The following is a 16,758-nucleotide window of genomic DNA, read 5'->3' on the forward strand; positions in this document are numbered from 1 at the left end:
CGTCTTTTGGCCTAGCTCTTTAGAATCGACCCCCTTCTGACGCCGCAAACCCGCGGTTTACCCGTATGGACTCCCATGACTTCTCCCGTTAACGCCTCGTTTAATGCCCTGTTGCAACGCATTGAAATTGAAAGCGCACCCCAGCCCACCGCCGCAGTGATCTGGATGCACGGCCTGGGCGCCAGCGGGGACGACTTCGCAGCCATCGTGCCCGAGCTGGACCTGCGCGGCTGCGCGCCCATCCGCTTCGTGTTTCCGCACGCGCCCGTCATGCCGGTAAGCATCAACAACGGCTACCCCATGCCCGCCTGGTACGACATCAAGAATGTGGACCTGGTGCGCCAGGAAGACGCGGCCGGCATCCACGCCTCAGCCCGCGCCATCGAGGCCCTGATCGCCCACGAAGTCGCCCGTGGCATTGCTGCCAAGCACATCGTGCTGGCGGGCTTCTCCCAGGGCTGCGCCATGGCCTTGCACACCGGGCTGCGCCATCCGGCGCGACTGGCGGGCATCATGGCCTTGTCGGGCTACCTGCCGCTGGCCGACACCCTGGCTACCGAGCGCCACCCAGCCAACTTCAACACCCCCATCTACATGGCCCATGGCACGGCCGACCCGGTGGTGCCCCTGGCCCGCGCCGAAGGCTCGCGCCAAGCGCTGACGGCCCTGGGCCACCCAGTGCAATGGCATACCTACCCGATGCCGCACAGCGTGCACCCCCAGGAGGTGGCGGACATCAGCCGCTTTCTGCAGTCTGTTCTGCCGTCTGTTCAGGGAGCGGCACAAGGATGATGCTGGGAATCGACTTTGGCACCTCCAACACCGTAGCGGCCCTGGTGCGCGCCGATGGCAGCCTGGAGACCATTCCGCTGGACGCGGGCAAGCCCACCCTGCCCACGGCCCTGTTCTTCTCCTACGAAGACCAACACACCAGCTATGGCAGCGCCGCCATGCAGGCCTATCTGGCAGGCACCGAAGGGCGTTTGATGCGCTCCATCAAAAGCCTGCTGGGAAGCCGGCTGATGGAAGAGAAAACCGTGGTCAACGGCCAGCTCATCAGCTACACCGAGATCCTGGTACTGTTCTTCAAGGAACTAAAAAAGCGCTCCGAAGCCCACCTGGGCCACGCCGTGCAGCACGCCATGCTGGGCCGCCCGGTGCATTTTGTGGACGACGACGCCCAGCGCGACGCCCTGGCCCAGGCCACGCTGGAGCAGGCCGCACGTGCGGCGGGCTTTGAAGACGTGCAGTTCCAACTGGAGCCCATCGCGGCGGCGTTCGACTTTGAGCGCCGCGTCAGCACCGAAACCACGGTGCTGGTGGTGGACATTGGCGGCGGCACTTCGGACTTCACCGTGGTGCGCGTGGGCCCGGGCCGCCAGTTGCATGCCGACCGCGCCAACGACATCCTGGCCACCACCGGCGTGCACATCGGCGGCACCGACTTCGACCAGTTGCTGAATCTGCGCCACGCCATGCCCCTGCTGGGCCTGGGCCATACCGGACCCAGCGGGCGCGAGGTGCCGTCCGGCATCTTTTTTGACCTGTCCACCTGGCACCTGATCCACCAGTCGTATTCGCGCAAAAGCCTGGCCCAGGCCAGCGACCTGCGCGACGACTACACGGACCGCGCGCTATACCAGCGGCTGATGCATGTGCTGCAGGAGCGCGTGGGCCACCACATCCTGGCCAATGTAGAAGCCAGCAAGATTACCTGCTCGCTGTCCGGGGCGGAAACAACCATGGACCTGGATTGCATAGAGCGTGGTTTGACGGCCTTGCTTACCCCCGAAGGCCTGGCCCAGGCGCTGCAGGCCCAGCTGGCACGCGTGGTGCAAACGGCCCAAGCCTGCGTGGATATGGCCGGCCTGGCCCAGCCCGACGTGGTCTATCTCACGGGTGGCTCATCCGCCCTGGCACCGCTGCAGCAGGCCATGCAGGCCCTGTTCCCCCACTCTCGCTTGGTGGCGGGCGACCGCTTTTCCAGCGTTGCGGCAGGCTTGGCCTATGCCGGCTCGGTGGCGCGGGAGAACAAAAAAGAAATGGCGCTGGCCTGAGGTGCTATCAAATAAATAGCCGCTAGCGCAGATAATTCCTGCGCTAGCGGCTATTTTTATGGCCAACTCTTATTTACTGGCAGCAGGTGCGGGAGGCGTGCCCATGGCGCCCGCGGCGTTCAGACGCTTGACGATGGTGGCATCCAGCGCGCGCAGCTTGGTTTCTATCTGGGGCTTGCTATCAGCAGAAATCTTTTCGAACACCGCCTTCTGCAGGTCGGGGCCTAGTTGAGAGAACTTGCGCAACACCGGCGAGTCAATCACGGCGATCAGTTGGCGCAGCTCGTCTTCACTGAAGCGTGCGTCCAGCAGCGGGCCAATGGCGCTGGGCGCGAGCTTGGTCAGGCGGTCACGCAGCATGGGGCGTACATCGTCCACATATTTCTTCACATCACCTTGCACGTCCTTGGCCAGAGCTTCGCGCTTTTCAGGCGGTGCCTTGAACTGGATCACCGACATGGCGTTCTGCATCAAACGCAAGGCATCCCCTTCGGCCAATTGGCGCGACATCTGGTCCAGCGTAGGTTGCTGCAGCTGTAGCACCTTGTTGATCAACTCTTGCTTGGCAGGGCTAATTTCCGCCTGCGCCAAAGCAGCTGCAGCAAGCAAAGTTACCGCGAGGATGGTTTTTTTCATGGTCGGTTCTCAGTTGGAAAAATAGGGGATGGGTCGAAGCGACCTGCCAAACATTATCGCGCCCTACACAGGCAAGGTGAAACGCAGGGTACAGCCGCCATCCAGCGCGCCTTCAGCCTGGATGCTGCCGCCGTGGCGCAATACGATCTGGCGCGCCAGGGCCAGGCCCACGCCAGCGCCCTCGAACTCCGACGTGGTGTGCAGCCGCTGGAACAGGTCAAACATGGAGCCGCTGGCCGCAGGATTGAAACCCACGCCGTTGTCGCGCACCCAAAACACCACCCCGCCGACTTGCGGCTCCCAGCCCAGCGCAATCTGTGCCTGGGCCCGCGGCCGGGTGAACTTCAGTGCGTTCGACAAAAGCTGCTGCCACAACTGGCGTATGAGTGCGGGGTCGCCATGCACCTCGGGCCAGTTGTCAGGCAGTTGCCATTCCACCTGGCGGCCCGCCGCCGCTGGTGCCAGCGCATTCTGGGCTTCAGCCACTAGCGCGGCCAAGGGCAACACAACCGGCTGCAAAGCCACGCGCGAGAGGCGGGACAGTTCCAGCACGGCGTCCAGCATGCGGGCCATGTTGCGTGCCGCCTGCTCCAGCGTATCCAGGCATTGCGCGGGGTCTTCGCCCTCGGCCAGCATCTCGCGCACCAGCGGCGCATAGGCGGTGATATGGCGCAGCGGTGCCCGCAGGTCGTGCGACACGGTGTAGGCAAAACGCTCCAGCTCGGCCTGCAGCGCGGCGTTGTGCGCTTCGCTGCGCTGCAGGCGAGCCTGCAGATCGGCGATGGTGGCTTCGGCTCCGCTCAAGGTTTGGCCTTTTTCGGACGACTCCAGTTGGCAATCGCCACCTGGCGCGCACGCGCCACGCTGAGCGCACCAGGCGCGGCGTCCTTGGTCAACGTGGAGCCGCCGCCCACCGTACCGCCCGCACCGATGGTGATGGGCGCCACCAGCACGCAGTTGCTGCCCACATGCACGTCGTCGCCGATCACTGTGCGGTGCTTGTTGGCGCCGTCGTAGTTGGCGGTGATGCTGCCGGCGCCGTAGTTGACGCGCTCGCCCACTGTGGCGTCGCCCAGGTAGGCCAGATGGTTGGCCTTGGCACCGTTGGCCAGGGTGGAGTTCTTCACCTCCACAAAGTTACCGATATGCACCTCGGCACCCAGCTGGGCACCCGGACGCAAACGGGCGAACGGGCCGATCAAGGAGCCCGGCCCCACCGAAACGCCCAGCTTTTCGCCATCGATGTGGGTGAACGGGTGGATCACCGCACCGGCGGCGATCTGCGCGTTGGCGATCACGCAGTTGGCGCCTATGCGTACACCGTCACCCAGGCTGACCTGGCCTTCAAACACGCAATTCACGTCAATCGATACGTCCTGCCCGCATTGCAAACTGCCGCGCACATCCAGCCGCGCAGGGTCGGCCAGGCGCACGCCCTGCTCCATGAGTGATAGCGCCTGCTGCCGCTGGTAAGCGCGCTCCAGTTCGGCCAGCTGTACGGGGCTGTTGACGCCTGCGACCTGCAGCTCGTCGCTGATCTTGTGGGCCACCACCGGTACGCCATCGGCCACGGCCATCTTGACGATGTCGGTCAGGTAATACTCGGACTGGGCGTTGCGGTTGTCCAAACGACCCAGCCAGGTGCGCAGATGCTTTGCGGGCACCGCCATGATGCCGCTGTAGATCTCGCGGATGGCGCGCTGTTCGTCCGTGGCGTCCTTGTGCTCGACGATGGCCTGCACCGCATCTCCGTTGCGCACAATGCGGCCATAGCCGCTGGGGTTGGGCAGCTCCAGCGTCAGCAGGGCCAGCTTGCTCCCAGCGCCCACGGCGATCAGCTGGCGCAGGGTGTCGGCCTGGGTCAGGGGCACGTCGCCCGACAGAATCACCACCACGCCGTCATCGGCCAGCTGGGGCAGTGCCTGCTGCACCGCATGGCCCGTGCCCAGCTGCGGCTCCTGGCGTGCAAAATTTATAGAAAAAGTATCGCCAGCGCTTGTATATCCTGCGCTGGCCGCTTCAACTTCTGTAGCGCCATGACCGGTAATGACCACCACATTGCGGGACTGCAGATTGCTGGCGGTGTGGACAACATGGGCCAGCAACGCACGCCCGGCCAAAGAGTGCAACACTTTGGGCAGCTTGCTTTTCATGCGGGTGCCTTTGCCCGCGGCCATGATGACTACGTCGATTTCTGCCATGTCTTGCTTCTTCAAAGGTAAATGGATTGGGATTATCAGCCTGTTGTTGGCCAGCTTTCTGCTGTTCGCCTGCACCAGCCTGAAGCTGGCCTACAACCAGGGCGAACACCTGGGCGTCTGGTGGCTGAACGGCTATGTGGATCTGGACAAGGCCCAGGCGCAACAGGTGCGTGAAGACCTGCGTGCACTGCAGCACATCCAGCGACAGCAGCAACTGCCCATCTACGCCGACTGGCTGCAACAACTCCAGAACCAAGCCGCACAAGACACCACACCCGAGCAGGTCTGCGCGACAGGCCAGCAGCTGCGCAGCTTTGTAGAAGCTCTGGTATTCAGCACCGAGGGCCCGGCAACCACACTGGCCCAAAGCCTGAGCCCGGCGCAGCTCCAACATTTGGAGCATAAGTTTGCCGACAAAAACACCGACTACCGCAAGGAATGGCTGGCTCTGGAGCCGGCCGAGCTACGGGCCAAGCGCCTCGATACCGTACTGGAACGCGCCGAAACCGTCTATGGACGCATAGATGCAGCACAGAAAGCATTGCTGCGCCAGCAATCGGAGCAGTCGTTGTTCGACCCGCAGCGCACACAAGCCGAGCGCCTGCGCCGCCAGACCGATATGCTGCAAACACTGCGCCAATCGGCCCGCGCCCCTGATGCACGTAGCGCCATCCATGACCTGATGGCACGCAGCCTGCATCCGAACACCCCCTCGGACCGCACGTACACAGAAGCTTTGCGCCAGCAAGACTGCCAGAACATCGCCGCCTTGCACAACAGCACCACGCCCGCCCAGCGCTCCGCCGCCGTCCGCTGGCTGGCCGGCTACGCAAAACTACTCAGAGAGTTGGCAGCCCAAAGCTGAATGCCGCACCAAGTTTTGGTGCATGCATCACAAAATTTGGCGGGCAAAGTACCCACCTAAAAACAAGCCGATTGCCTATCCTTCTACCCAATCCTGTTGTGCGCTGCAACACGCTACACCAACCTGCATTTCGCGGGAACAACAGGTTTGAGGGATAACGCCATGCTGCACACCGATTTTTCTGATTCCGTCACCGACACTCTCAGCTATGTAGATGAGCCCCTGTCCAACGCAGCGGCCTCGTCACCAGACGCACTGGTATTGATGCAATGCGTACTGGAACAAATGGACTATGGCCTGGCGCTGGTCCACATGGTGACGCGGCAAATCCGCTTTTCCAACCGGCTTGCCTATAGCAGCCTGCAAGGCGCCGGTAGTGCACGCAGCGGCCTGTGCATTACCGATGGTCGCTTGACTACCTTACTCAACTCCGATGAAGCCCAACTGGAACACGCCCTGCTGCGTGCCCAATCCGGCGTACGCGCGCTGATCAGCCTGGGTGGCGAAGACTGCACGACCAGCGTGGCAGTGGTCCCGCTGACTGCCCCCGGTGCAGGCCCGTTTGCCTTGCTGGTATTTGCCAAGCAACAGCTGTGCGACAGCTCCACCATCGCACTGTTTGCACGCGAGCGCGGGCTCACCAGCGCCGAAAGCAATGTGCTGGCCTCGGTTTGCAGCGGCATGCGCCCCACGCAAATCGCCGAACGCCATGGTGTGCAGATATCTACCGTTCGCAGCCAATTGCGTAGCATTCGGGTAAAAACCCGCTGCGATACCATCCGGCAACTGGTGGAAACCGTATCCATCCTGCCGCCTATGGCGCGCCACATGACAGCATTGCAGCATTAACTCCAGAAAACTTTGATACATTCGGATACACAAGTGTGTATCCGAATGTGACTCTGACCATAGCTATGGCATAGACTGGCGCGTACGCAGTACGCAGCCGTCTATCCATGAAACCCGCAATTGATACCCTGACTGAGACTTTCTGCAACGACAACTCCATGCCAGAGTTGGTGCGGGAGTTGGTGCCTCTGGGCGAAGTCCGGCGCTATCGAAAAGGGACCATCCTGATCCATGAGGCCGACACCGGCGACACCTTGTTTGTCGTGGTGGATGGGCGGGTCAAAGTCTTTTGTACCGACGACAACGACAAGGAAATCACGTTTGACGTGATAGGCCCAGGCGACTACTTCGGTGAAATGGCCCTGGATGGGGGCGCCCGGTCGGCCAGCGTGGTGACAATGGAGGCCACCGCCTGCGCACTGCTGACGCGAAAAACCTTGTTGAGCTTCATTGCTACACGCCCCGAATTCGCGCTGGACCTGCTATCCAAGGTGATACGCAGAGCCCGCATGGCCACCAATAGTGCGCGCAATCTGGCTTTTGTGGACGTATATGGGCGCCTGGTGCAATGCCTGCAAGGCCTGGCGACACCACAAGCAGACGGAACCCTGCTGATTGCCGAACGCATCACGCACCAAGAAATTGCCAGCCGGGCCGGCTGCAGCCGAGAAATGGTGAGCCGCATCCTGAAAGACCTGGAAACCGGTGGCTATGTGCGGGTAGACAAGCGCCAGATCACGCTTTTGCAAGCCCTACCTGCACGGTGGTAAACCATGTGCTGCGCCCCTCTGCTGCTAGCACAAGGCGCACCGCACGGCGCAGTATCAATCCAAGGCGCGTTTGAGACGAATTTCCTCGATTTTGATGTCGCCCATGGGTACGGTCTTGGCGGTATTGAGTTCCCGCTTGAAGCCCGCCAAGTCAAAAAAGCGCAAAGCTCTCTCGTTGCGCAACGGAATCCAGATGGTGACGGTGGTGCACCCCTCGTCTACCAAGGCTTCACGGGCCGCATCCCACAAAGCCAGGCCCACACCCTTGCCCCAGTGGCTGGGGGCAACATAGATGGACCAAACTTCACCCACGGTGTTCTTGGTGCCCTTGTCGCGCGAACGGTCAAATCCTACAAAACCCACGATGGTTTCACCGTCCAGGGCCACTTGCACCTGCGGATCTCCGTATTCGATGGCCTCACGCCACAGATTCAAACGCTTGGCACTGGGCATGGTGTTGAGATGCTCATCAGGCACCAGACCCTGGTAGGCGGCGGCCGTCGCAATAACGTGGAGATTGGCGATGTCCTGGGCTTCGCGCAAAACTGCGGGACGCACATCGAAAATGTATGAACTGGTCATGGGAAGAGAACGAAAAGAAAGAAATGGGCCTATAGCCCAGAGAGCGAAAACATTTCGGGGGACAGGGATTGTCGCCGCAAAAGCCTGCCAAGCAGGCTTTTGACGGAAAGCTACGACTAAACTTGGTCACACCATGCAGCAAGATACCGTTTGTTTCAGTGCCCTATTGCTACCCGCAGAAAGTGGTTTCGATGCACCGCCAGATCTGCCCCTGCTGGTCGCGGCCGAACATGCTGGCTTGTTAATGGCAAATTCCTGCCGCAACGGCACCTGCAGAACCTGCATCTGCCACTTGGCCAGCGGCGGCGTCCAGTACCGCATCGCCTGGCCTGGCCTGAGTGCGGAAGAAAAGCGCGATGGCTATATCCTGCCTTGCGTGGCCTACCCCACCTCCGACGTTACTCTGGTACTGCCAGAGCGGGCCGGATATATCTCCTGATATCCCCGGCAGGAATACCCGTGCAAGTACCAGACGCTGCCCCCACCCTTACCCTGACGGTTGTGGTGGACGGTACACAACTGTCCATGGCGCTGTCAGATGCACAAGCCATGGGGCATATCGCCAGTTGTTCCATCAGTGATGAGCAAATGCGGACCCTGCAGGCCCCGAAGGGCCATCCATTCACGCAGGGCGCTCTCCTGTTCGAACAATTATTCCCAACAAGAATACGCAACATCTTGCAACAGAGCGCATCACGCGCCATCTATTTACAACTGGACGAAAGCTTGTTGGCCATTCCATGGGAAATGGCTTTTGATGGCAGCCAGTTTTTAGGTGAAAAATTCCAGATTACCCGCCGCGTGCTGTCAGGCGCCCCCCCCAAACGCCCAGGACGCGCAACGCCACGCAGGGAGTCTCTGCGCGTCCTGCTGCTACGAAAGCCACACTGCTCGCCAGCACAAGAGGCGTACTGTGCAACGCTGGCCGAAAGCATTCTCTTTATCGAGGGCCTGGAAGCCACGCTGGTGCACACCCAAACCGTTGAACCCACCAGCTTGCTCAAGCTCGTGCACGACAGCGACGTGGTGCACAGCATAGGCACTGACGACCACCTTCACGCAATACCCGACCACCAGGACACCAGCAACGCCGCACAACTTTGGATATCCGACCGTGCCAGCAGTCACATTGGCATGCTGCGATATGGCGCCAACGTACTCATACACCAGGATGTAGACGACGCACCGCTGCATATCGACGGCATGCGGGCGTTCTACCAGGCCTTGGCCCAGGGCAGTACGCTTGGGGCCGCCGTGCAGCATGCACGGCATAACCGTCACCACCAGCAGACGTCCACAGAAGCCCTTCCGTGGACCTGTGCGCTGTACGGCGATGCTGCATTGGTTTTACACCCCTCCATGGAACGCGCAGGCCTGGACGACAACCTGCGCCAGGTTACGGCCGTGTCCTGCGATCTGGTGGGCTCTACCCACCTGCTGGACACCTGGGGGGCCGAACGTTACAGCGAAGTGCTGGACACCTACCACACGGTGTGCGCTGGCGTGGTATCGCGCTGGGGCGGCATTTCGGACACCCCCCAAGGCGATGACGGCATCATGTGCTACTTTGGCGTGCCTTTGGCCTACGAAGATTCGGTGGCACGTGCACTACGCGCCGGGCTGGAAATCATCCAAACCGTCACCCAGTTGGGAGTACAGGTACGACTTGGCGTAGTGACCGGCAATGTGGTGGTGCGGTCTGGCCAGCCCTTCGGCGTTTCCTTGCACCTGGCCGCACGGCTTCAGTCCATCGCCCAACCCAACACCATGGTTGCCAGCGATTCCACGCGGCAAATCGTCAAAGAAAAATTCATCTTCGAGCGGCTCACAAGCCTGCCGCCGCTCAAAGGATTCGCCCCCGCCACCGCGGCCTACCGCGTGGTCAGCGAAGTACCCAATGGTAGCCAGCTTGCGCAGGAGTCCGCGCCTCGGCGCACCCCATTTGTAGGCCGTAATGCCGAAATCGGCGCGCTGGAACAGCACTGGAATGAAGTCTGCACCCAAGGTGTGCGCGCAGTGCTGGTGTCAGGCGAGGCAGGTATCGGCAAATCACGTCTGGCCAGTGAGTTCCGTCGTTCCCTGCAGGCCCGCAAACTGGCGGTGCTGGAATGCCGCTGCACGCCGGACCATGTGCACAGCACATTCCATCCCTTGATCGATTTTCTGCGCCGCCAGTTGCGCATCGTGGATGAAGAGTCACCCGACAGCAAGCTCCACAAGATCCAGGCACAGCTGCCCGAAGACCTGTTACAGACCGATGCCCAGGCGCTGGTCGCAGCCCTGCTGTCGATTCCGATGGACGGCAGACTGGCAGCCCTGTCCTATACCAAAGAAAAGCAACGCGAACGCACGCTGGACGTGCTGGTGGCCTGGCTGCTGCATGCCACACAGCGTGGCCCGGTTTGCCTGCTGATGGAAGACCTGCAATGGGTTGACCCTTCGACACGTGAATTTCTGCATCGCGCCATGGCCGAGGCGAAGCAGCGCCCCCTGATGGTACTGCTCACCCTGCGCACCGAGCAGTCCCCGGTACAGGACACCGGCTTTGCGGTGCACGAGGTCCCACTGAAGGGCTTGTCGCCCGAATCCACCCGGGCCATGATTCTGGGCGCCTGCGGCCCCTCCGCCGTGCCGGGCGAAATGGTGCAGCTCCTGGCGGCCAAGGCCGATGGTGTCCCCCTGTTCATCGAAGAATCGGCCCGCATGGTAATGGACCTGGGGGTGCAAGCCCACAGCCACGATGCGGCCATGGCGGCGCGCTTCACCGTGCCAGCCACCATCCATGACCTGCTGATGGCGCGGCTGGACCGCCTGGCCACCGCCAAGCAGGTTGCGCAGGTGGGCGCCACCATAGGACGCGAGTTCTCCCTGCCGTTACTGCAGGCCATCGTGGCACACGAAACCTCACCCATCGGGCTGCATGATCTGCCCGCACGCCTTGCAGCGCTGGTGCGCTCCGGGCTGGTGATTGAGACCACCGACGCTGCGGGCACCCACTATTACTTCAAGCATGCGCTGGTACGCGATGCGGCCTATGAATCCCTCTGGGAACGCGACCGCAAACGCCTGCACCGCACCATCGCCAACGTCGTACGCGAGCAGTTCCAGGACCTGGCGCAAAGCCAGCCCGAGTTGTTGGCCCACCACTTCGCGCAGTCAGGCAACGATGCACAGGCACTGGAATACTGGGAACGGGCCGCCCGCAGAGCCGCTACCCGCTCCGCCCATCTGGAAGCCATCAACCACCTGCGCAGCGGTCTGGCCGTTTTACTGCGGCTGCCGCCGGTATCCGAGCGTGACCGCGCCGAACTGCGGCTGCAGCTGCTACTGGCCGGCCAGCTCATCGCCACCCACGGCTACGGCGCCGACCAGGTAGGGCACGCCTATGAACGTGCGGCTGAACTCTGCCAGCGCGTAGGCGACGAAACCGCGCAAATGAAAACCCTGCTCGGGCTGGAGGGCTACCACTTCATGCGCGCCGACTTTGACCGCGCGCATGAGATTGCCCAACAGGCTGCCAATCTGATCGGCGAGGCTGCCGACCCCATGCGCAAAATCCAGGTGCAATGGGCGGCAGGCAACATCCTGTTCCACAAGGGTGATTTTGTGGCCTCCCTCGCGCACCTGGACGCCTGCCTCACCGACTACCGACAGCTGCAGCACCATCCCAGCGTGGTGCAAGACCCCGGCATCATGAGCCTGTGCTATTCCGCCTGGGCCGTGTGGGAACTCGGCCTGGCCGACCAGGCCCTGGAGCGGGCAAGGCAGGCTGTGGCCCTGGCCGAACAACTCGGCCACAAATTCAGCATGGGCGAAGCATTTGCTTTTTGTGCGTCCATACACCTGTTCCGGGGCGAGATCACCGAAGCCATGCACTGCGCCAAGCAGGCCAAAAGCATCTGCCAGGAAGGCGGATTTGCCGTCTGGCTCGCGTATTCCACCTTGCTGCATGGACGCCTGCTGGCCGAGCTGGGGGAACCCGAGGCTGGCGTGGCAGAAATGCAGCAGGCTTATCGCATGTGGGTCTCCACCGGCGCCGTCGTCACCCGTCCGCTGTACCTTGCAATGCAGGCCGAAGGCCTGGCACTGGCCGGCAAACCCGATGAAGGCCTGGCCCTGCTGTACCAGGCGTTCGAGATCGTCTGCCAGTACCAGGAGCATTACCACGAGGCCGAAATCCGCCGGCTCACGGGCGAGTTGCTGCTGCAATCTGCCGCCTTGCACGGACAAGACCGACAACAAGAAGCTGAACAATGGCTGCAAGGCGCGCTGGACTTTGCCCGTAATCGCCAACATCGGGCCGCAGCCCTGCGCTGTGCCACCAGCCTGTCGCAACTACAGGTAGCACAAGGCCGCTCATCAGAGGCAAAAATCGTACTCAAAAGTGAGTATGACGCCGTATCAGAAGGTTTCTACACTCGCGACGTGCAGGTTGCCGGGGCTTTGCTGGAGCCTTTGTTGCCAGCCGAATACGACCCCCTCGCCACCGCCTGAAGCTCGCAGTTGGTGAATGGGCAACCAGTCACCCACGGAGCCCCCATGACCCCACTACTCGCCGCCTTTGACGACGTGCAGATCTCGGCTTTCCAACAAAACCGCCTGCTTTTCTCCTGGCTCAATGACGATCAACAGCGTGCCGCGCTGTACCAGGAATTACTACAAACCCCGCGCGTGCTGCAGTTCACCAGTTGCGCCGACACCAAGATCCACGCCAACGACGCCGGTGACTCGCAGTACCACCAGCAGGTCTATCTGCTGTCGCAACGTGCGCACATCGAACAGGCGCTGACCAACACCGAATACTTCAGCAACTCGCCCTACCTGGCGCTGGGCAGCGGCACCTTCATGCTGGGCCTGGACAAGGACCAGCCCACGCCCGCCACCGACGAACACAAGGCCCAGCGCCAGTTTGCGATGAGCGCCTTCAAGTACGACGGCCGCACCATCGCCGCGCTATCGGCGCTGGCCTACCAGGCCGCCGCCGTACTGCCGCTGAAAACCCGGGAGTTCGACCTGGCCTATCTGAGCGAGCAAGCCGCGCTGCGCTTTGTCGGCTTCCTGTTCGGCTTTGCCCAGTCCGACATAGGCCTGCTGGAGCAGACCATGCGCCTGGCCTACAACGGCATGAGCTACCAGATGTTTGCCCGCCACTTCGTCGCCAACCCTTTCGCCGTGCCCCAGGCCTCGGGCGCGATGGGCATGCTGCTGGTACGCGTCGGCCAGCTAATCGACCAGTACCAGAAAGCCATCGGCAAAAAAGAGCAGGATGAAGTCGCGTCCCTGCAGCAAGAGCTGAAAGATCTGCAGACCTTTGCCTTCCCGCCGCAGGGCGCGCTGCTGCTGAAGGATTTCGAGCCCGTGCTGCCACGGCTGGCACGCACTGCGGCCCAGTATTCGGGCACCGAGCTGGCGGCCATCGTGGTCGGCTCCATCGCCGGCATCATCGGCAATGTGCAGGCCAGCGTCAGCATCGCCATCAGCCAGTTCTTCACGCTCGGCCAAATGCCGCTGGCCCAGGCCGCCGCGTTGCGCGCTGCGCAAAATCCAGCCGATGCGGGTGCGCTCAGCGCGCTGATTTTGGAAGCACTGCGCCTGCAGCCACCCGCGCCATTTTTGCCGCGCCGCGTGCTGAAGGACAACCCATTTGGCGACACGGACGGCGTGCGCGTACCGGCCGGCTCCCTCGTCATCCTGGCGGTGGGCGCTGCCACCCGCAACGACGGCCAGCCCCATCCGCACGAGTTCCGCTCTGCAGCCACCAAAGACGATCCGCTGATCTTCGGCGGTGACCCCGGCGACCACCTGCACCAGTGCCTGGGCAAGTACATCGCCATGCCGTTGGTAGCCCAGGTGGTGCAGCAGGTGCTGCTGCTACCCGGCCTGGCGCAAACGCTGGACCCGACCACCGGCGAGCCGAACCGGCTGCAAAAGCACTGGGGTTTCAACTGCAGCAGCTTCCCACTGCAGTTCACCGTGGACAAGCGCGTCATCCAGCAGTCGCTAAACGTGGTGATGGAGATCAAGAAACCCCTGGCCGTGCACGCCGAGGCGCTAAAGCAAATCATCGTCTACGGCGCGCCACGCATCGAGCTGCGGCTGCAGCAGGCGCGCCATGTGCACTTCGCGTTTTTCGAGTTTCTGGAGAACGACAGCAAGCTGGTGCTGCACACCATCTTCGACGGCGACTTCGACGCCTACATCGAACACTTCGCACTGCAGATCGGCCCGCTGTTCGACCTGCTGTTCGAGCACATCGAAAACGCGCCACCATTGCCGGTGGCCGAATTCCCCAAGGAATTCATCGACGCGATACGCCTGCACAACAAGCAGCCAGCCGGGCGTTATTTCTACAGCGCCTACCCGATGCGCACCGTGGCCGACATCAACTCCAGCCCGGAGGTCCGCTAAATGCCGCACACCGCCCCGCTGGAAAAAGCCCACATCCAGAACATCGTGGCCAATGGCTACGACTTCCACCACAGCCGCTACTTTGTGCTCAGCATCACCCAGGTCGATACGGCGCGGCAGTTTCTGCGCGCGCTGCTGGACGACGGCTGGGTCGTTTCGGCCACCGCCTCGCGTGCCACTGCCGCGCGGCTGAAAGCCGAACAGCGCTGCCCGGTCGGCATAGGCTTCACCTTCAAAGGCCTACAGCAGCTGCAGCTGCCGTCGGTGTATTTGCGCGCCTTCCAGGACCGGGCGCCGGCCTTTGCCGAGGGCGCCTACCAACGCGCAGCGCACCGCCTGGCAGACACCGGCCCCAGCGCCGCCGAACTGTGGGAAGACGGCTTCCGCCCCAACACGGCCCACCTGTTCCTAACCCTGCATGCCGACACCGTGGCCGAGCTGGACCAAGCGCAGGCCACGCTGCAGCAGCTGGCCGGCGACGCGTTCGCACCCGAAGGCTGGACCGCCGCCTTCCAGGGCGGCCACCTGAACCACGACCGCAAAAAGCGCCGCATCCACTTCGGCTATCTGGACGGCATCACCAACCCACTGGTCAACGGCCTGCACCCGCATGCCGCCCACTATGCCGAGCTGAAGATTCCGCCCCAATTCCACGCCCCCGGCGAGTTCCTGCTGGGCCATGAGAACGACGAGGGCTATAACCGCTGGCTGCTCAGCACCGAAGACGAGCCGGTGCGCCAGTTCTTTGCCAACGGCAGCTTCTCGGTGTTCCGCAAAATGGCGCAGGACACGGCAGCCTTCGAGTCCTTCGTCGACAAGGCAGCCGGCGATGCCCCCTCGGCCGACTATGTGCGCGCCAAGCTGCTGGGCCGCTGGCACGACGGCCGGGTACTGGACGAAAGCTCACCCAACCAGCCCGGACCAGACCACACGCCGCAGACAAACGCCGAGTTGAACGACTTCGACTTCTCGGCCGACAAGCAGGGCCTGGGCTGCCCCTTCGGTGCACACATCAGGCGTATGAACCCGCGCGCCGATCCGGTCGTGCCGTTCCGCCGACGTCCACTGCTGCGCCGTGGCATTCCCTACGGCCCGGCAAGTGGTGGGGCCGACAGCGACCGTGGTCTGCTAGGCCTGTTCTTCTGCGCCAGCCTGGAGGACCAGTTCGAGCACCTGGTGTCCGAGTGGGGCAACAAAAATCCGTTTGGCACCGGCATCCAGGGCACAGCCAAAGACCCACTGATCGGCAACCATGAAGGCGACGGCGGCCAGTACGACATTCCCATGGGCGGCAGCGTCAACAAGCCACTGACCGGCTTCACACCGTTCGTCACCACACGCGGCACGCTGTACACGATGTTCCCCAGTCTGCCGGCGCTGCGGGTACTGGCCGAGCCACCGGCGGGCTGATGCAAGCCAAAGAGGCCGCCAACGCAGGTAGTACCTACGCCAGAAGCTATCAATAAAGTAGCAACCACAAATCTGAAAGCCCCCTCCGTGGGGCTTTCCTGCAATTGGTGAGCAGCTGCGCTATAAAACGCCTTTCGCCCACAGAAAGCTCCCGCCCCATGACCACCACCCTGCCCACCTATTTCATCTCCCATGGCGGCGGCCCCTGGCCCTACATGGAAGAGATGCGCCCCATGATGCGCGTGCTGGCCGAGTCGCTGGCCGATATGCCACGGCAGATCGGTGTCACCCCCAAGGCCGTGCTGTGCATTTCGGCCCACTGGGAGGAAAGCGCCTTCACCGCCATGTCCAGCCCCCAGCCGCCGATGTTGTACGACTACGGTGGTTTTCCACCCCACACCTATAAGGTGGTCTACCCCGCGCCCGGCGCGCCGGAGCTGGCCCAGCGCGTGGTGAACCTGGTTGCCGCCGCCGGCCTGCCCGCGCGTCTCGACCCGCATCGCGGCTTTGACCACGGCACGTTTTCACCCCTGGTGGTGATGTACCCGCAGGCCGACGTGCCGGTGCTGCAGCTATCGCTGAAGACCGGTCTCGACCCGGCCATCCACCTGGCGCTGGGCCGGGCCCTGGCCCCGCTGCGCGACGAGGGCGTGCTCATCGTCGGCAGCGGCCTGAGCTACCACAATCTGCGCATGTTCGGCCCGGCGGCCCGGGCGCCGTCCAAAGCCTTTGACGACTGGCTGCAGGACACCGTGGCCGCCGCCCCAGCCGAACGCGAAGCCCGCCTGCTGGCCTGGGCCAGCGCGCCCTCGGCCCGCCTGGCGCACCCGCGCGAAGAGCATCTGATCCCGCTGATGGTGGCTGTGGGCGCCGCCTTCAATGACCCGGCCACCTGCGTCTACCACGAAGACGCCATGTACGGCGGCGTCACCGCCTCCAGCTTCCGCTTCGACACCAAGGCTTAAACAGGCTGCTAGCGC

The 16,758-nt window shown here is 62.7% G+C and carries 14 protein-coding genes; 10 read left to right on the forward strand and 4 right to left on the reverse strand.

Annotated features, from left to right (window positions below; translation table 11 throughout):
• The first annotated feature begins 75 nt into the window (after window positions 1-75).
• Window positions 76-792: an alpha/beta hydrolase gene (locus AC07VY_RS08235; RefSeq protein WP_495097039.1), complete on the forward strand. Its 717-nt coding sequence runs from the start codon at window positions 76-78 to the stop codon at window positions 790-792.
• Window positions 789-2,057 carry an Hsp70 family protein gene (locus AC07VY_RS08240; protein WP_495097038.1) on the forward strand — a complete coding sequence of 423 codons (1,269 nt, stop codon included), beginning with the start codon at window positions 789-791 and terminating at the stop codon, window positions 2,055-2,057. The genes AC07VY_RS08235 and AC07VY_RS08240 overlap by 4 nt, the downstream gene beginning before the upstream one ends.
• A gap of 69 nt (window positions 2,058-2,126) precedes the next feature.
• On the opposite strand, the gene AC07VY_RS08245 is transcribed toward AC07VY_RS08240, so the two are convergent.
• The 3 genes from AC07VY_RS08245 to glmU form a co-directional block, all read right to left on the reverse strand.
• Window positions 2,127-2,693: a DUF2059 domain-containing protein gene (locus AC07VY_RS08245; RefSeq protein ID WP_495073847.1), complete on the reverse strand. Its 567-nt coding sequence runs from the start codon at window positions 2,691-2,693 to the stop codon at window positions 2,127-2,129.
• A gap of 63 nt (window positions 2,694-2,756) precedes the next feature.
• A complete protein-coding gene (locus AC07VY_RS08250) occupies window positions 2,757-3,497 on the reverse strand; it encodes a sensor histidine kinase (protein ID WP_495073848.1) in 741 nt (246 codons plus the stop codon).
• Entirely contained in the window at window positions 3,494-4,894 is a 1,401-nt protein-coding gene (glmU, locus tag AC07VY_RS08255) for a bifunctional UDP-N-acetylglucosamine diphosphorylase/glucosamine-1-phosphate N-acetyltransferase GlmU (RefSeq protein WP_495097037.1), read from the reverse strand. Before glmU ends, AC07VY_RS08250 begins: the two co-directional genes overlap by 4 nt.
• On the opposite strand from glmU, the gene AC07VY_RS08260 reads away from it, so the two are divergent.
• The 3 genes from AC07VY_RS08260 to AC07VY_RS08270 all read left to right on the forward strand — a co-directional run bounded on the left by AC07VY_RS08260 (window position 4,893) and on the right by AC07VY_RS08270 (window position 7,378).
• Window positions 4,893-5,759: a DUF6279 family lipoprotein gene (locus AC07VY_RS08260; protein ID WP_495097036.1), complete on the forward strand. Its 867-nt coding sequence runs from the start codon at window positions 4,893-4,895 to the stop codon at window positions 5,757-5,759. The genes glmU and AC07VY_RS08260 overlap by 2 nt on opposite strands.
• Before the next feature lie 162 nt (window positions 5,760-5,921).
• Window positions 5,922-6,608 carry a helix-turn-helix transcriptional regulator gene (locus tag AC07VY_RS08265; protein WP_495097035.1) on the forward strand — a complete coding sequence of 229 codons (687 nt, stop codon included), beginning with the start codon at window positions 5,922-5,924 and terminating at the stop codon, window positions 6,606-6,608.
• 107 nt (window positions 6,609-6,715) lie between these two features.
• Complete coding sequence (locus AC07VY_RS08270) at window positions 6,716-7,378, forward strand: Crp/Fnr family transcriptional regulator (protein ID WP_495097034.1); 663 nt, start codon at window positions 6,716-6,718, stop codon at window positions 7,376-7,378.
• A 54-nt stretch (window positions 7,379-7,432) separates the two neighbouring features.
• Here AC07VY_RS08270 and AC07VY_RS08275 read toward each other — a convergent pair whose 3' ends face one another.
• Window positions 7,433-7,960 (reverse strand): GNAT family N-acetyltransferase, encoded by a 528-nt coding sequence (locus AC07VY_RS08275; RefSeq protein WP_495097033.1) that lies wholly within the window; start codon window positions 7,958-7,960, stop codon window positions 7,433-7,435.
• 133 nt (window positions 7,961-8,093) lie between these two features.
• Between AC07VY_RS08275 and AC07VY_RS08280 the strand changes: the two genes are divergently transcribed.
• From AC07VY_RS08280 to AC07VY_RS08300, 5 genes are all read left to right on the forward strand, one after another.
• On the forward strand, window positions 8,094-8,399 hold the full coding sequence (locus tag AC07VY_RS08280) for a 2Fe-2S iron-sulfur cluster-binding protein (RefSeq protein WP_495097032.1): 306 nt from the start codon (window positions 8,094-8,096) through the stop codon (window positions 8,397-8,399).
• 20 nt (window positions 8,400-8,419) lie between these two features.
• Window positions 8,420-12,454 carry an ATP-binding protein gene (locus AC07VY_RS08285; protein ID WP_495097031.1) on the forward strand — a complete coding sequence of 1,345 codons (4,035 nt, stop codon included), beginning with the start codon at window positions 8,420-8,422 and terminating at the stop codon, window positions 12,452-12,454.
• 45 nt (window positions 12,455-12,499) lie between these two features.
• Entirely contained in the window at window positions 12,500-14,368 is a 1,869-nt protein-coding gene (locus tag AC07VY_RS08290) for a cytochrome P450 (protein WP_495097030.1), read from the forward strand.
• Window positions 14,369-15,778 carry a Dyp-type peroxidase gene (locus AC07VY_RS08295; RefSeq protein WP_495097029.1) on the forward strand — a complete coding sequence of 470 codons (1,410 nt, stop codon included), beginning with the start codon at window positions 14,369-14,371 and terminating at the stop codon, window positions 15,776-15,778.
• 158 nt (window positions 15,779-15,936) lie between these two features.
• Entirely contained in the window at window positions 15,937-16,743 is an 807-nt protein-coding gene (locus tag AC07VY_RS08300) for a DODA-type extradiol aromatic ring-opening family dioxygenase (RefSeq protein WP_495097028.1), read from the forward strand.
• Window positions 16,744-16,758: the final 15 nt, after the last annotated feature.

The organism is Rhodoferax sp. GW821-FHT02C08 (assembly GCF_059421805.1).

What these genes read in the sequence shown, in the direction of transcription:
- AC07VY_RS08235 (WP_495097039.1), top strand. Translation starts at nt 76, where the DNA reads ATGACTTCTCCCGTTAACGCCTCGTTTAATGCCCTGTTGCAACGCATT.
- AC07VY_RS08240 (WP_495097038.1), top strand. Translation starts at nt 789, where the DNA reads ATGATGCTGGGAATCGACTTTGGCACCTCCAACACCGTAGCGGCCCTG.
- AC07VY_RS08245 (WP_495073847.1), bottom strand. Translation starts at nt 2,693, where the DNA reads ATGAAAAAAACCATCCTCGCGGTAACTTTGCTTGCTGCAGCTGCTTTG.
- AC07VY_RS08260 (WP_495097036.1), top strand. Translation starts at nt 4,893, where the DNA reads ATGTCTTGCTTCTTCAAAGGTAAATGGATTGGGATTATCAGCCTGTTG.
- glmU (WP_495097037.1), bottom strand. Translation starts at nt 4,894, where the DNA reads ATGGCAGAAATCGACGTAGTCATCATGGCCGCGGGCAAAGGCACCCGC.
- AC07VY_RS08265 (WP_495097035.1), top strand. Translation starts at nt 5,922, where the DNA reads ATGCTGCACACCGATTTTTCTGATTCCGTCACCGACACTCTCAGCTAT.
- AC07VY_RS08270 (WP_495097034.1), top strand. Translation starts at nt 6,716, where the DNA reads ATGAAACCCGCAATTGATACCCTGACTGAGACTTTCTGCAACGACAAC.
- AC07VY_RS08275 (WP_495097033.1), bottom strand. Translation starts at nt 7,960, where the DNA reads ATGACCAGTTCATACATTTTCGATGTGCGTCCCGCAGTTTTGCGCGAA.
- AC07VY_RS08280 (WP_495097032.1), top strand. Translation starts at nt 8,094, where the DNA reads ATGCAGCAAGATACCGTTTGTTTCAGTGCCCTATTGCTACCCGCAGAA.
- AC07VY_RS08290 (WP_495097030.1), top strand. Translation starts at nt 12,500, where the DNA reads ATGACCCCACTACTCGCCGCCTTTGACGACGTGCAGATCTCGGCTTTC.
- AC07VY_RS08295 (WP_495097029.1), top strand. Translation starts at nt 14,369, where the DNA reads ATGCCGCACACCGCCCCGCTGGAAAAAGCCCACATCCAGAACATCGTG.
- AC07VY_RS08300 (WP_495097028.1), top strand. Translation starts at nt 15,937, where the DNA reads ATGACCACCACCCTGCCCACCTATTTCATCTCCCATGGCGGCGGCCCC.